This window comes from Eikenella corrodens, from assembly GCF_900187105.1.
GTDB classification, from domain to species: domain Bacteria; phylum Pseudomonadota; class Gammaproteobacteria; order Burkholderiales; family Neisseriaceae; genus Eikenella; species Eikenella corrodens.
Map to the genome: position 1 here is coordinate 951,316 of NZ_LT906482.1, position 14,549 is coordinate 965,864.

The window sequence follows — 14,549 nt, forward strand, 5'->3', positions numbered from 1 at the left end:
GGAAAGGCTACCTGAAAACCCGGAAATGCGTTTTCAGGTAGCCTCTATTTTATGCCAAACCGCACACTAGCATTCTGCCTTTGCCGCTGCTGCCGCCCGCTTCAATTCGGCAGCCAGCTTGCTTTTCTCTTCCTTGTTCAAGCCTGCCACCGCCAGCAGCTTTCTATCCAGCGCCACCGGCACGCCGCCGCTATTGGGCACGAAAGCCAGCAGGTAGTGCTGCCCGCTGGGGGTTTGAAACGTCCAAGCACGGTTTTCCTGTTTGCCGAAGCTGAGGCCGATCTTATGGGTTTTGCCGTCGATTTCCGCTTGATATACCGCGTCTTTACCCGCATTGCCGGTACTCAGGCAGGGCACGGCTACCAGCTGCCAAGGCTGGGCTTCGGGTCGGTTGATGGCGGCCAAAATCCGGCGGTAGCGCGGCACACGCACCAGCGCGACATAAAACGCGGCGCCAATCATCAATAGCCCCAGCCCGCCAAACAGCAACACACCCATGCTGCGGTTACCCACTTTCTCCACCGCCACATCCAGCGTCAGGCGTGATGGATCATTAGCGTCGGCCACTGCACGGGCATAAATATCGCCGCCAGTACCGAAAAAGCTAAAGGATTTTTTCACCGTATGACCGCGGTATGTGATGGTAGTTTTGCAGCTGGTAAAAATGGATTTGCGAGTGGTGCATTCACCATCGATCCGCGCGTTTACCGGCACGGCGTGTTGGCCGATTTGGTAGTCTTGATAGATTTCGGCGGCAACATGACCCTGCCACGCAACAAATATCGCGCCCACCGGCAGTATCAGCAACAGCGCCACCAAAGCCATCATAATCGGCCGATGCGGCCCGATACCCCGCATGGTGAAGGGTTTAACTGGCATGGAAAAAGGCAGAATGTGCATAAATGGTTCTCCTCGAGAAATAAATGGCACTATAAAAGAAGCCGGTATAGTTTGCCAAATTGGCAAAGGCTACCTGAAAGCAGAAATGGTTTACAGCTAGCCTTATCCCTCGCTCCGGGCTACCTGAAAACCATCTGCTTCCACTATAATTCGCCCTTTACGCCAATAATTTTCAGGTAGCCTCCGATGCTCGACAAATACAATCCCGCCGAAATCGAATCCAAACACTATCAAAACTGGGAAACCCAAGGTTATTTCCAGCCTGATATGGATTTGACCAAACCGTCTTTTTCCATCCAACTGCCGCCGCCCAACGTAACCGGCACGCTGCACATGGGCCATGCCTTCAACCAAACCATTATGGACGGCCTGACCCGCTACTACCGCATGAAAGGCTGCAACACCGCCTGGATTCCCGGCACCGACCACGCGGGCATCGCCACGCAAATCGTGGTCGAGCGTCAGCTTGCCGCGCAAAATGTGTCCCGTCATGACTTGGGGCGCGAAAAATTCTTGGAAAAAGTGTGGGAATGGAAAGAAGTTTCCGGCGGCACGATTACGCAGCAGATGCGCCGCGTGGGCTGTTCCGCCGACTGGACGCGCGAGTATTTCACGATGGACGACGTGCGTGCCGAAACCGTAACCGAAGTGTTTGTGCGCCTGTTTGAACAGGGCTTGATTTACCGCGGCAAACGCTTGGTGAACTGGGATCCCGTGCTTGGCACGGCGGTATCGGATTTGGAAGTGGAAAGCGTGGAAGAACAAGGCTCTATGTGGCACATCCGCTATCCGCTGGCGGACAATCCCGCCGAAGCCGTTATCGTGGCGACCACCCGTCCCGAAACGCTGCTGGGCGACGTTGCCATTGCCGTCAATCCTGAAGACGAACGTTACACCCACTTAATCGGCAAAGAATTAATCCTGCCGCTGACCGGCCGCTCCATCCCCGTGATTGCCGACGAATACGTTGAAAAAGACTTCGGCACAGGCTGCGTGAAAATCACGCCTGCGCACGACTTCAACGACTACGAAGTCGGCAAACGCCACGACACGCGCTTGGTTAATGTGTTCGACTTGGAAGCCAAAGTGCTGGCAAACGCCGAAGTGTTCAACTTCAAAGGCGAAGCGCAACAAGGCTTTGCCCTGCCTGAAAAATATGCAGGCTTGGACCGATTTGCCGCGCGCAAACAAATGGTTGCCGATTTGCAGGAACAAGGCTTGTTGGTCGAAATCAAAGCGCACACGCTGATGACGCCGAAAGGCGACCGAACCGGCTCAGTAATTGAGCCGATGCTGACCAGCCAATGGTTTGTCGCCATGTCCGCCACACCGAACGGTGGCGAACCTGACAGCGAATTCAAAGGCTTGAGCCTCGCCGATAAAGCCAAAAAAGCCGTCGACAGCGGCGCGGTACGCTTTATCCCCGAAAACTGGGTCAACACCTACAACCAATGGATGAACAACATCCAAGACTGGTGCATCTCGCGCCAACTGTGGTGGGGCCATCAAATCCCCGCGTGGTACGACGAAGCAGGCAATGTTTACGTTGCCCGCAATCAGGCGGAAGCCGAAAAACAAGCCGGCAAAACTGGTTTGACCCGCGAAGAAGACGTATTGGACACATGGTTCTCCTCCGCGCTCGTGCCGTTCTCCACGCTCGGCTGGCCGTCTGAAACCGACGAACTCAAAGCCTTCCTGCCGTCCAACGTCTTGGTAACCGGCTACGAAATCATCTTCTTCTGGGTGGCGCGCATGATTATGATGACCACCCACTTCACCGGCAAAGTGCCGTTTAAAGACGTGTACATCCACGGCATCGTGCGCGACCACGAAGGCAAGAAAATGTCCAAATCCGAAGGCAACGTCATCGACCCCGTCGATTTGATCGACGGCATCGACTTGGACAAGCTGCTGGTGAAACGCACGACCGGCCTGCGCAAACCCGAAACCGCGCCGAAAGTGGAAGAAGCAACCAAAAAACTCTTCCCCGAAGGCATCCCCAGCATGGGCGCGGACGCATTGCGCTTCACCATGGCGAGCTACGCCAGCTTGGGGCGCAGCGTAAACTTCGACTTCAAACGCGCCGAAGGCTACCGCAACTTCTGCAACAAAATCTGGAACGCCACCAACTTCGTCTTGATGAACACCGAAAACCAAGACTGCGGCTACGGCGCAACCGCCACCGAACCGCGCGGCTACTCCTTCCCCGATATGTGGATCATAGGTCGTCTGAATCAGACCATCGAGCAAGTAACGCAAGCCTACGAAACCTACCGCTTTGATTTGGCAGCAGAAACCCTGTACAGCTTCGTATGGAACGACTATTGCGACTGGTATCTGGAACTCGCCAAAGTGCAGCTTCAAACCGGCTGCGCCAGCCGTCAGCGCGCCACACGCCATACCTTATTGCGCGTACTCGAAGCCGCCCTGCGCCTGCTGCACCCGATTATCCCGTTCATCACCGAAGAATTGTGGCAAACCGTCGCCCCCATGTGCGACGCCAAAACCGCCGACAGCATCATGCTTGCCCGCTTCCCCGAAGCCGACCGCGAACAAATCGTTCAGACGACCTTCGAGCAAATGACCGTGTTGCAAGATTTGATCGGTGCCGTCCGCAACCTGCGCGGCGAAATGGGCATCCAGCCTAATGTCAAAGCCCCGCTGTTTGTCGAAAGCGCGGACGACTTGGCGGACTACCTCAAATACCTGCCGATGATGACCCGCCTGACCGAAGCACAGCAAGTCGCCGCCCTGCCCGAAAGCGAAGACGCCCCCGTCGCCGTCTGCAACGGCGCGCGCCTGATGCTGAAAGTCGAAATCGACAAAGCCGCCGAAACCGCTCGCTTGAGCAAAGAAGCCGAAAAGCTGCAAAAAGCCTTGGACAAACTCAACGCCAAACTCTCCAAACCCGGCTACACCGAAAAAGCCCCCGCGCATCTGGTGGAAAAAGACAAAGCCGATTTGGCGGAATTGGAGGCGAAAATGGCGAAGGTGCAGGCTGCTTTGGAGAAGTTGAAAGGATAAACCTTTTCGGCAATCCAAGAGGCTACCTGAAAATGCAATCTGCCACCAAGAAGTGAAAAATATGAAGCCTTATCTGAAAAGCTTCCTGCTGATTGCCTTCGGCCTACCCCTGCTGGCTGGCTGATGATAGCCACCGCGCTGCTGAATGGTGATTTGTTTATGGATTTGTCTTCGCCCAAACACCGCCACTTTTATGCCAGCCTGCTGCTGATATTGTGGGGATACTGCCTGCCCGCGGCGGCCACGTATATTTTGCTGGCAATATGGCTGAAGCTTCAGCGCGGTTGGCGCGGAGCAGGCGTGTCTGCGGCGTTAGGGTTGGTCTTGGCAATATCGTCTATCGTATTGGGTGAGATGTTTTGGGGCGATGGCCTCGTGGAATGGGAGCTGACCTTGGCCATCGGCACTATCTCGGCCTTTGCGGCAGCCATCATGTTGCTCTGTCTGCCCAAAAGGCAATCCTTGGAATAATATTTGTCGGCATCACCGCCGTTTCAAAAAGTTTCTCCCGCTAACACCGACTTGCCAAAAGGATAAAAGGGGCTACCTGAAAAACACAGCTAGTATTTTTCAGGTAGCCTTTCTGTTACACAAGCCGTGCCGATAGGATTAAAATGCCGCTGGCAAAGCTATCGGCCAGATTGCGCGGCACGGCATAATCAAATAGAATGCTTAATCTAGAGCTAAAACCTAAATTGTGCCGTAAGCGCTTCGCTAACCAACGATTCTGGTTTTTCTCCCATTATATCAAGCTGCCTTTGGCAGCATTAAGGATACCCATGAGCAATTTCGTTCCACAAAACAGCTACTCCAAAGAAGAACTCTTGGCCTGCGGCCGCGGCGAACTTTTCGGCGCGGGCAACGCGCAGCTGCCAATGCCCGATATGTTGATGATCGACCGCATTGTTGAAATCAACAGCACCGGCGGCAAATACGGCAAGGGCGAAATCATCGCCGAATTGGATATCCACCCCGATTTGTGGTTCTTCGGCTGCCACTTCATCGGCGATCCGGTAATGCCCGGCTGCTTGGGTTTGGACGCCATGTGGCAATTAGTGGGCTTCTTCCTGGGCTGGACGGGTGCGCCTGGCCGCGGCCGCGCCTTGGGCTGCGCCGAAGTGAAATTCACCGGCCAAGTATTGCCCAAGCACAAGAAAATCACTTACCACATCCACATGAAACGCGTGATGAACAGCAAACTGGTGCTGGGCATTGCCGATGCGGAAATGAGCGTGGACGGCCATAAGATTTACGAAGGCAACGGCCTGCGTGTAGGCTTGTTTACCAGCACAGACGATTTCTAGCCAACGGGCTACCTGAAAACGCCGGCTTTAAACCAATAGAAGCTTCTGCGTTTACTTTTCAGGTAGCCTACTTTCCTAACGGAGTTCATTATTATGAAACGAGTAGTCGTAACCGGTATCGGCATCGTGTCCAGCTTGGGCAACAACTGCCGCGAAGTGCTCGAATCGCTGCGCCAGCTCAAATCCGGCATCGCTTTTGACGAAAGCTACCGCGAAATGGGCTTGCGCTCACACGTGGCCGGCAACATCAAAATCGACACCAAAGAGCATATCGACCGCAAAATCCTGCGCTTTATGGGTAACGCTGCAGCCTATGCCTATATCGCCATGAAAGAAGCCATCGCCCACGCCGGGCTCACCGAAGAACAGGTATCAAACGTACGCACCGGCATCGTGGCCGGCAGCGGCGGCGCCTCTTCCGCCTCGCAAGTGGAAGCAGCCGATACCTTGCGCGAAAGCGGCGTGAAGCGCATCGGCCCCTACGGCGTAACCAAAACCATGGCCTCCACTGTGGCCGCCTGCTTGGCTACCCCGTTTAAAATCAAAGGTGTGAACTATTCCATCAGCTCCGCCTGCTCCACTTCCGCCCACTGTATCGGCCACGCCGCCGAACTGATTCAGCTTGGCAAACAAGACATCGTGTTTGCCGGCGGCGGCGAAGAAGTATCGTGGCAGATGAGTTCCCTGTTTGACGCCATGGGCGCATTATCGAGCAAATACAACGACACGCCTGAACAGGCCAGCCGTGCCTACGATGCCGACCGCGACGGCTTCGTGATTTCCGGCGGCGGCAGCATTTTGGTGATGGAAGAATACGAGCACGCCAAAGCGCGCGGTGCCAATATTTTGTGTGAACTCACCGGCTATGGTGCCACTTCCGACGGCCACGACATGGTGCAGCCGTCCGGCGAAGGTGCGGTGCGCTGCATGCAGATGGCACTTGCCCAGCACGGCGGCAGCGTGGACTACATTAATGCCCACGGCACGTCCACCCCGGTGGGCGACACCAAAGAACTCGGCGCCATCCGCGAAACCTTTGAAGGCAAAGAAGTGCCGCTCATCAGTTCCACCAAATCCCTTTCCGGCCACGCATTGGGTGCTGCCGGTTCCAATGAGGCGATTTATTCCATCCTGATGATGCTCAACGATTTCGTGTGTGCCAGCGCCAATGTCCTGAATTTAGATGAAAAAGCTGCCGGCCTGCCGATTGTGCGCGAAAACATCGCCAAAAAGCTCAATGCCGTGATGTCGAACAGCTTCGGCTTCGGCGGCACCAATGCCACGTTGATTTTTAGCCGCGTGTAGTAAAGGCTACCTGAAAAATAGCCGAACCCTAAAACGGGTTCGGCTATTTTTATATGGTTTTTTCTGGCGTGAAAACCGGCAACTTCAGCATACCATATCCGTTTACCTGATAATGAGGCAAAGCATGCAACAGTGTTTGTAAAGTTTTTGCCAATTTTTTCAAGTAGCCTTGATAATTACCCATCCTACCATTATCTTAGTAACAATAGATTTTTAAAAATACACTTGCTGATGTGATTTATTCTGATTTTTTGGTTAAGACGAGCCTTTTTGGCTAGATAATTTTGCCAAGTATGGTCAATAACTTGACCTTAATCAAGAAAATCAATAATCCGCATATTATGGGCTAGAGTTCTATAATAAACTGAATCAATACCCTGATCGTTAATAGGGAATTAATTATAAAAAACCACACAAAAATGTTGCCAACTACTTCGTCTGTACCAAGGGAGATCGCGATGATCAAGCATTCCAAACATTCTTCGCTAAATATTGCGTTAATACAGGCGCGCGAAGCGTTGATGACGCATTTTCGCCCGCTGCTCAACGAAATCGGCCTCACCGACCAGCAATGGCGTATCCTGCGCCTCTTGGCCGAAAACGGTACGATGGATTTTCAAGACTTGGCCCGCAGTGCCTGCATCCTGCGCCCCAGCCTAACCGGTATCCTTACCCGCCTGGAAAAAATGAAGCTGGTGGTGCGCCTGCGCCCAGCCAACGACCACCGCCGCGTTTACCTCAAACTTACCGAAGAAGGCGAGCGTACTTTCAACGACTTTGTCGGCAAAATCGATGCTTGCTACGACGACATCGAAAGCCAGCTTTCTAAAGAAAAACTGGAACAGCTGCACGAATTGCTGAACCAAATGGCTGCTATCCATGTGGCCACGATGGCGCGGATGTAAGGCCTTACCGTATTCCGTAAAGGCTACCTGAAAACCTCTGTCCGGTTTTTCAGGTAGCCTTTTTCTATAGCCAAAGCACTTCGCTGCTTACTTTATATTGGCCTGCCTGCTACGGCTCACCACCGAGTAGGAAAAAATCATTGTTTTAGCTATAGGTAAGGCAGTTTCGCTTATAATCCTGCAATCAAAACAAATATGCCAAAGGCTACCTGAAAGAACCCAACCATGCTCAAACAACGAATCCTCACCGCCCTGGTTTTACTGCCGCTGATGCTCGGTATGCTGTTTGCCGCCGGCAGCAGCCTGTGGGCACTGTTTTCCGGCCTGATTGCCCTGCTCGCCCTATGGGAATACAGCCGGCTATGCAGCATGCCGGAACAAATGCAAATGCAGCGGTCTTATTTGGCCGGTACCGCGCTGTTTATGGTACTGGCGTGGAGTGGCGGTTGGCGGCTGCCAGCAGCAGCATGGGCAATCGTGCTCGCCTTCTGGCTGCTCGGCATGCCTGCCTGGCTGCGTTTCAAATGGCGGTTACAGGCCGATTGGAAAGGTATGGCCGCCGGCTGGCTGCTGATGCTGCCTTTCTGGTTTGCCCTGCTGGAGCTGCGCCCCAACAGCCAATCCGCACTCCATCTCTTAGCTGTGATGATGCTGGTGTGGATCGCCGACGTGTTTGCCTATGTATTCGGCCGGCTGTGGGGCAAACACAAACTGGCCCCCACCATCAGCCCCGGCAAAAGCTGGGAAGGCGTGTTTGGCGGGCTGTTGTGCGGGCTGGTGTATGCCTCATTGGCACGCGCTGCCGGCTGGTTCGGCTTCAATATTTCCTGGCTCGGCATCATGCTCACTGCCACTGTACTTACCTTTGTGGGTATCGGCGGCGACCTTCTGGAGAGCTGGTTTAAACGTGCTGCCGGCGTGAAAGACAGCAGCAACTTGCTCCCCGGCCACGGCGGCGTGTTCGACCGTGTAGATTCGCTGATAGCCGTATTGAGCGTATATGCCGCCATCGGTGCATTGTTCGGCTAAATAGAGGCTACCTGAAAAATTTTGGCTTTGCAGAAACCCTGCTGCATTTTCATCTCGCTTTCAGGTAGCCTTCCTGAGAAACTGCCTGTTTCTATGCTAAAATCCGCCCCCCTCAATATTTCAACCCGACAAAGCGGTTTCCCCTTTTAAATGAATATATTCTACGAAGAAAGCGGCCAATTCAAAGTGGCCGCTGTGGTGCAGAAAAACGATAGCACCTATCAGGCCACCACCCAACATGGCAAACGCGCCAAAATCAAAGCCAACAACGTTTTCGTGGAATTCACCGAGCCGATGGACGCTTTTCTCGAACGCGCCCAGGCCGAAGCCGCACAAATCGACACCGACCTGCTGTGGGAATTTTGCGGCGAAGACGAATTTACTGCCCAAAACATCGCAGCCGACTACTTCGGTCATCCTCCAAGCCAGCACGAACTGGCCGCCACCCTGATTGCGCTCTATGCCGCACCGATGTATTTCTATAAAAAAGGCAAAGGCGTGTTTAAAGCAGCGCCGGAAGACACCCTGAAACAGGCACTGGCCGCCATCGAGCGCAAAAAACAACAAGACGCACAAATAGCCGCTTGGGCAGAAGAATTAGCACAAGGCCGACTGCCCGCTGAAATTGCCGCTGATTTACGCACCATCCTGCACAATCCGGACAAACAATCGCCCACCTACAAAGCCTTCGCCAAAGCCGCCGCCGAACTGAAGATTTCCGCCTATCAGCTCGCCCGGCAAACCGGCGGCGTGGGCTCGCTGCCTCAATACCTGCTCGACGGCTTTTGCTGCAAACACTTCCCACAAGGCACCGCCGCACCGGAAACCGCCGTGCCCGCTGTCCCCGAACTGCCGGATGCCGCCGATTTGTCCGCATTCTCCATTGATGATGTCGAAACCAGCGAAATCGACGACGCGCTTTCCGTGCAAGACCTGCCGGGCGGCGGCAAACGTGTCGGCATCCACATCGCCGTGCCCACGCTGGCCATTGCCGAAAACAGCCCGATTGAAACCCTTATTAAACAAAGGCAAAGCACTGCCTACTACCCCGGCGGCAAAATCACCATGCTGCCGAACAACTGGATTCAAACCTTCAGCCTAGACGAAGGCAAACGGCCGGTATTGAGCCTGTATGTGGAAGTAGACAAGGATTTTCAGGTAGCCTCAGCGCCGCAAACCCGCCTCGAAAACCTAAGCATCAAGCACAACCTGCGCATCCAAGACATCGAGCCGCATTTCAACGCCGACACCGGCCTCTCCGAAAACGAACCCGTACGATTCCCCTGCCAGCCGCAGCTGCGCTGGCTGTACCGCTTCGCCGTCGAACGCCAAAAACAGCGCGATCGCTACGAAGAAAACCGCGCCCCGCAATACGACTACGGCATCGAATTCAATCCCGACGGCAGCGTGCGCATCAGCCGCCGCGAACGCGGCTCGCCCATCGACACGCTGGTATCCGAAATGATGATTCTGGCCAACAGCACCTGGGCACAAATGCTGGATGAGAACGGCCTGCCCGGCCTTTTCCGCGTGCAAACCGGCGGCAAAGTGCGCATGAGCACCCAATCCGAGCCGCACAGCGGCATGAACTTGGCGCACTACGGCTGGTTCACCTCCCCGCTGCGCCGCGCCGCCGACTGCATCAACCAGCGCCAGCTGCTCAGCTTAATCGAGCCCGATTTGCCGCCGCGTTTTGAAAAAAACAGCAGCGATCTGTTTGCCGCCCTGCGCGATTTCGATGCTGCCTACACCGTCTACGCCGATTTCCAACGCCAGATAGAAGCCTATTGGAGCCTGGTGTATATGCAGCAGGAAAACCTGCTCGAGCTGACCGCCGTATTGCTGAAAGAAGATTTGGTGCGCATCGAAGGCCTGCCGCTGGTGGGCCGCGTGCACGGCGTGCCGATCGACATCCCGCCCAAAACCCGCATGAAACTGGCCGTTACCCAATTGGATGCCGAGCAGCAGCTTTTGTCTTTGAAATATTTGAACGTATTGCCGCCGGAATCAGCTGCTTAAATGATAGGGTACTGGCTCAATACAACAACGGCTTATTTCCACTATTCTCTGCGGACAAAGCAGGCAAATAATCGATTTATCCACAAACAGCCAATTAGCCCAGCCATTATTCCACAATAATCCACAGTCGAACGGCAACCAAACAACAAGGTTTACTTATCCTATCTAAATGGTTTTAATGAATTTTCTGGATAATCCACTATTTCTATACTGCTCCAATATAAACAACAAAAATAAATTAGAAAATTAGATATAAAAACGACTTAGTTCAACTTACCCCGATACTAAATTTCAAACTTCGTAATCTAAAAACATTATGCAAAACCTTCTTCACAATAAAAGCGATATTGCCGTTATCGGTTTGGCCGTTATGGGACAAAACCTGATTCTGAATATGAACGATCACGATTTCCAAGTGAGTGCCTACAACCGCACGGCGGCTAAAACTGAGCAATTCCTTAATGGCCCGGCCAAAGGTACAAAAATTATCGGTGCCTACAGCTTGGAAGAACTAATCGGCCAATTGAAGCAGCCCCGCAAGGTGATGCTGATGGTGCAGGCCGGGCAGGCAGTAGACGAGTTGATTGCGCAGCTGGTGCCGCTCTTGGATAAGGGCGACATCATCATCGATGGTGGCAATGCCCATTATCCCGATACCGAACGGCGTACTGCTGAGCTGGCTGCACAAGGTATTTTATTTATTGGTACCGGTATTTCCGGTGGTGAAGAAGGCGCGCGCCATGGGCCGTCTATCATGCCTGGCGGCAACCCGGAAGCTTGGCCGGCAGTAAAGCCGATTTTGCAGGCAGTAGCCGCCAAAACGGCCAATGATGAGGTATGTTGCCACTGGGTAGGCAAAAATGGTGCCGGCCATTTTGTGAAAATGGTGCATAACGGCATCGAATACGGCGATATGCAGCTTATCTGCGAAGCCTACCAGTTTATGAAAGACGGCCTGGGTATGAGCCATGCCGAAATGCAGGCTGTTTTTGCTGAATGGAATAAGACCGAACTTAATAGTTATCTGGTTCAAATTACTGCCGATATTTTGGGCACAAACGACGTAGACGGCACACCGCTGGTAGAAAAAATCCTCGATCGTGCCGGTCAGAAAGGCACTGGGAAATGGACCGGTATCAATGCCTTGGATTTGGGCACGCCGCTCACACTGATTACCGAAGCAGTGTTTGCTCGCTGTATTTCCGCCCTAAAAACCCAACGGGTGCAGGCCGAAACGGTTTTCGAGCATAAAATCGAGCCGGTGGCCGGTAAGCGGGAAGAATGGCTGGCTGCTTTGCGCCAAGCATTGCTGGCTTCCAAAATTATTTCTTATGCTCAAGGCTTTATGCTGATGCGTCAGGCCAGTGAGCATTACGGCTGGGATTTGGATTATGGGAATACTGCTTTGTTGTGGCGCGAAGGCTGCATCATCCGTAGCGCGTTTTTAGGCAATATCCGCGATGCCTATGCCGCCAATCCGGATTTGGTATTCCTTGGCAGCGATGCCTATTTCAAAAACCTGTTGCAGCAGGCCATGCCGGGCTGGCGCAAAGTGGCTGCTGCCGCGATGCAGCATGGTTTGCCGATGCCCTGCACCGTATCCGCCCTCTCCTTCCTCGACAGCTACACCTGCGGCCGCCTGCCCGCCAACCTGTTGCAGGCGCAACGCGACTACTTCGGCGCCCACACCTATGAGCGCATCGATCGGCCGGAAGGCGAGTTTTTCCACACAAACTGGACAGGCACCGGCGGCGATACCGCTTCCACCGCCTACAATGTTTGAGGCTACCTGAAAGCTGATGTAGCTTAGTGGCACTCCAAAATTAAAGGCTACCTGAAAACCGTTTGTTGATTTTCAGGTAGCCTTTTATCTGCTTGCCGGTTTACGCTGCAGCAGGCAGGGCGTGGAAAGCGGCGGGCAGGTTTTGGTTATGTGGGAAAGTGACCCATTCGTAGCTTTCCGGGTCGGCGAGAATGGCACGTAATAAGGCGTTATTGATGGCGTGGCCGGATTTGTGGCCTTCGAATGCGCCGATTATTGGCGCGCCGATGACATATAAATCGCCCACGGCATCGAGGATTTTGTGGCGTACGAATTCGTCGGGGTAGCGCAGGCCTTCCGGATTGAGCACGTCATTGTCGTCAATCACCACGGCATTGCTCAAGTTGCCGCCCAAGCCCAGGCCGTGTGCGCGCATCATTTCCACTTCCTGCATGAAGCCGAAGGTACGGGCGCGGGCGATTTCTTCCACATACGATGCGCCGGCGAAATCGATTTCAAAGGTGGGGTTGCTGCGGTTGAATACGGGGTGGTCAAAATTGATGGTAAGGCTAACTTTAAAGCCGTCGTACGGAGTAAAGCGCACCCATTTGCCCGGCTCCTGCACTTCCACTGGCTTCAAAATACGCAGGAAGCATTTTTCGGCCTTTTGATCCACGATGCCCGCATCTTGCAGCAGATACAAAAAAGGCAGGCTGGAGCCGTCCATAATCGGGATTTCCGGCGCATTCAATTCAATCAACACATTATCGATGCCGTAGGCGGCCAGTGCCGACATTAAATGCTCGATTGTGCCCACCCGCACGCCGTCTTCGGTAACGATGGTGGAGGAGAGGCGGGTGTCGTTGATCAGTTCGGGCACGAGCTTGATCGGGCGGTTTTGTTCGCCGGCCAAATCGGTGCGGCGGAATACGATGCCGCTGTTTTCGGCAGCCGGATGCAGGGTAAGCAAAACCCGCTCGCCTGAATGCAGGCCGACGCCGGTGGCTTGAACGGATTGGGCTAGGGTGCGCTGTTTCATAAAAACTCCGAGAAATCTGCATAAAGCAGCTGCCATCATACGGGAAATATGTTTGCCTGTCTTTCCGATTAAATTTGGCTATGGTTTGTTTTCAGGTAGCCCTAGGAAAAAGGCTACCTGAAAATGTAATACGGCCTATTTATCAAGCTTCATCTTGTATAATTCCACCCGTTCCAACCACAGGCTTTCTCTCCGATGAAGATTTTACTGGTGCGCCTCTCCAGCATGGGCGATCTTATCCACACCCTGCCGGCAGTACAGGATTTAGCGCAGCATTGCCCGCAGGTGGAGTTGCATTGGCTGGCCGAGGCAGGGTTTGCCGATATTGCGCGCTTGCATCCGTTTGTGGCCAAGGTGATTCCGATGCGATGGCGGCAGTGGCGCAAACGGCTGTTTGCGGCGGATACGCGGCGGCAGATACGCGCGCTGAAGCAGGAGTTGGCCGGTGGCGGCTATGATTTCGTGCTCGATAGCCAAGGCTTGATAAAAAGCGCATGGTTTGCCCGCCAAGCGGGTGTGCCAGTGAAGGGTTTGGACAAACACAGCGCGCGTGAGGGTTGGGCGGCGGCGTTTTATGCGCAAGGTTTTCAGGTAGCCAAAGGGCGTGATGCGGTGTGGCGCAACCGCGAGCTGTTTGCCCAAGTGTTCGGTTATCGGTTTGACGGCGCGGCGGATTTCGGCATGCGTGTGCCGGAAGGCGCGGTGGTGCAGGGGCTATCTGAAAACTACCGTGTGGCTTTGCACGCCACCAGCCGTGAGAGCAAATTGTGGCCGGACAAATATTGGGTGGAATTGCTGAATCGGCTGCATGCAGCAGACGGTGCGGCGGTGTGGCTGCCGTGGGGCAGCGAGGTAGAACGGCAGCGCGCATTGGCCTTGGCGGATCAGATAGAGGCGGCGCAGGTGCCGGAAGAAAAGCTCAGCCTGCTGCAGGCGGCCTATGTATTGCGCGGCGCGCGCAGCGTTATCGGTGTGGATACTGGGCTGCTGCATTTGGCCAATGCGTTGGATAAGCCGCTGATCGGTATTTATACCGACAGCGATCCGGCAAAAACCGGCGTGCAGCCCTCGGCTTGGGCGGAGAATATGGGCGGTATCGGCTGCCTGCCGCAGCCAGAGGAAGTGTTTGAACGTTTGCTCCTGCTTGAGCAGGTTTATCAAGATAGCCAGGAGATTTTCAGGTAGCCTCAGGAGTTTATGGCCGTGTTTTAGCCATACTTGCATTATTTCCGCTAAATCGGCACAATCAGCCCGTTTTGCCG

At 54.1% G+C, this 14,549-nt stretch carries 11 protein-coding genes; 9 read left to right on the forward strand and 2 right to left on the reverse strand.

Going from position 1 to position 14,549, the window contains the following annotated elements:
- Nucleotides 1-66: 66 nt before the first annotated feature.
- Nucleotides 67-900, reverse strand: a complete 834-nt coding sequence (locus tag CKV94_RS04805) for a hypothetical protein (protein WP_003824429.1) — start codon at nucleotides 898-900, stop codon at nucleotides 67-69.
- Nucleotides 901-1,086: 186 nt separating this feature from the next.
- Here CKV94_RS04805 and CKV94_RS04810 point away from each other — a divergent pair, with 186 nt between their 5' ends.
- From CKV94_RS04810 to gnd, 8 genes are all read left to right on the forward strand, one after another.
- Nucleotides 1,087-3,924: a valine--tRNA ligase gene (locus tag CKV94_RS04810; protein ID WP_003824431.1), complete on the forward strand. Its 2,838-nt coding sequence runs from the start codon at nucleotides 1,087-1,089 to the stop codon at nucleotides 3,922-3,924.
- Between the two features lie 123 nt (nucleotides 3,925-4,047).
- Nucleotides 4,048-4,395 carry a hypothetical protein gene (locus CKV94_RS04815; protein ID WP_003824432.1) on the forward strand — a complete coding sequence of 116 codons (348 nt, stop codon included), beginning with the start codon at nucleotides 4,048-4,050 and terminating at the stop codon, nucleotides 4,393-4,395.
- Between the two features lie 308 nt (nucleotides 4,396-4,703).
- Nucleotides 4,704-5,228 carry a 3-hydroxyacyl-[acyl-carrier-protein] dehydratase FabA gene (fabA, locus tag CKV94_RS04820; protein WP_035580833.1) on the forward strand — a complete coding sequence of 175 codons (525 nt, stop codon included), beginning with the start codon at nucleotides 4,704-4,706 and terminating at the stop codon, nucleotides 5,226-5,228.
- A gap of 93 nt (nucleotides 5,229-5,321) precedes the next feature.
- Complete coding sequence (gene fabB, locus CKV94_RS04825) at nucleotides 5,322-6,533, forward strand: beta-ketoacyl-ACP synthase I (RefSeq protein WP_003824435.1); 1,212 nt, start codon at nucleotides 5,322-5,324, stop codon at nucleotides 6,531-6,533.
- Nucleotides 6,534-6,991: 458 nt separating this feature from the next.
- Nucleotides 6,992-7,438 carry a homoprotocatechuate degradation operon regulator HpaR gene (gene hpaR / locus CKV94_RS04830; RefSeq protein WP_003824437.1) on the forward strand — a complete coding sequence of 149 codons (447 nt, stop codon included), beginning with the start codon at nucleotides 6,992-6,994 and terminating at the stop codon, nucleotides 7,436-7,438.
- A 225-nt stretch (nucleotides 7,439-7,663) separates the two neighbouring features.
- Nucleotides 7,664-8,467 carry a phosphatidate cytidylyltransferase gene (locus CKV94_RS04835; RefSeq protein WP_003824439.1) on the forward strand — a complete coding sequence of 268 codons (804 nt, stop codon included), beginning with the start codon at nucleotides 7,664-7,666 and terminating at the stop codon, nucleotides 8,465-8,467.
- 150 nt (nucleotides 8,468-8,617) lie between these two features.
- On the forward strand, nucleotides 8,618-10,486 hold the full coding sequence (locus tag CKV94_RS04840) for a ribonuclease catalytic domain-containing protein (protein WP_003824443.1): 1,869 nt from the start codon (nucleotides 8,618-8,620) through the stop codon (nucleotides 10,484-10,486).
- Between the two features lie 316 nt (nucleotides 10,487-10,802).
- A complete protein-coding gene (gnd, locus tag CKV94_RS04845) occupies nucleotides 10,803-12,269 on the forward strand; it encodes a decarboxylating NADP(+)-dependent phosphogluconate dehydrogenase (protein WP_003824444.1) in 1,467 nt (488 codons plus the stop codon).
- Between the two features lie 100 nt (nucleotides 12,270-12,369).
- Here gnd and lpxC read toward each other — a convergent pair whose 3' ends face one another.
- Nucleotides 12,370-13,287, reverse strand: a complete 918-nt coding sequence (gene lpxC, locus CKV94_RS04850) for a UDP-3-O-acyl-N-acetylglucosamine deacetylase (protein WP_035580838.1) — start codon at nucleotides 13,285-13,287, stop codon at nucleotides 12,370-12,372.
- Between the two features lie 195 nt (nucleotides 13,288-13,482).
- On the opposite strand from lpxC, the gene waaC reads away from it, so the two are divergent.
- Nucleotides 13,483-14,472 carry a lipopolysaccharide heptosyltransferase I gene (waaC, locus tag CKV94_RS04855; RefSeq protein WP_003824447.1) on the forward strand — a complete coding sequence of 330 codons (990 nt, stop codon included), beginning with the start codon at nucleotides 13,483-13,485 and terminating at the stop codon, nucleotides 14,470-14,472.
- Nucleotides 14,473-14,549: the final 77 nt, after the last annotated feature.

Coding starts and splice junctions, on each gene's coding strand:
- CKV94_RS04805 (WP_003824429.1), bottom strand. CDS start 900: ATGCACATTCTGCCTTTTTCCATGCCAGTTAAACCCTTCACCATGCGG.
- CKV94_RS04810 (WP_003824431.1), top strand. CDS start 1,087: ATGCTCGACAAATACAATCCCGCCGAAATCGAATCCAAACACTATCAA.
- CKV94_RS04815 (WP_003824432.1), top strand. CDS start 4,048: ATGATAGCCACCGCGCTGCTGAATGGTGATTTGTTTATGGATTTGTCT.
- fabA (WP_035580833.1), top strand. CDS start 4,704: ATGAGCAATTTCGTTCCACAAAACAGCTACTCCAAAGAAGAACTCTTG.
- fabB (WP_003824435.1), top strand. CDS start 5,322: ATGAAACGAGTAGTCGTAACCGGTATCGGCATCGTGTCCAGCTTGGGC.
- hpaR (WP_003824437.1), top strand. CDS start 6,992: ATGATCAAGCATTCCAAACATTCTTCGCTAAATATTGCGTTAATACAG.
- CKV94_RS04835 (WP_003824439.1), top strand. CDS start 7,664: ATGCTCAAACAACGAATCCTCACCGCCCTGGTTTTACTGCCGCTGATG.
- CKV94_RS04840 (WP_003824443.1), top strand. CDS start 8,618: ATGAATATATTCTACGAAGAAAGCGGCCAATTCAAAGTGGCCGCTGTG.
- gnd (WP_003824444.1), top strand. CDS start 10,803: ATGCAAAACCTTCTTCACAATAAAAGCGATATTGCCGTTATCGGTTTG.
- lpxC (WP_035580838.1), bottom strand. CDS start 13,287: ATGAAACAGCGCACCCTAGCCCAATCCGTTCAAGCCACCGGCGTCGGC.
- waaC (WP_003824447.1), top strand. CDS start 13,483: ATGAAGATTTTACTGGTGCGCCTCTCCAGCATGGGCGATCTTATCCAC.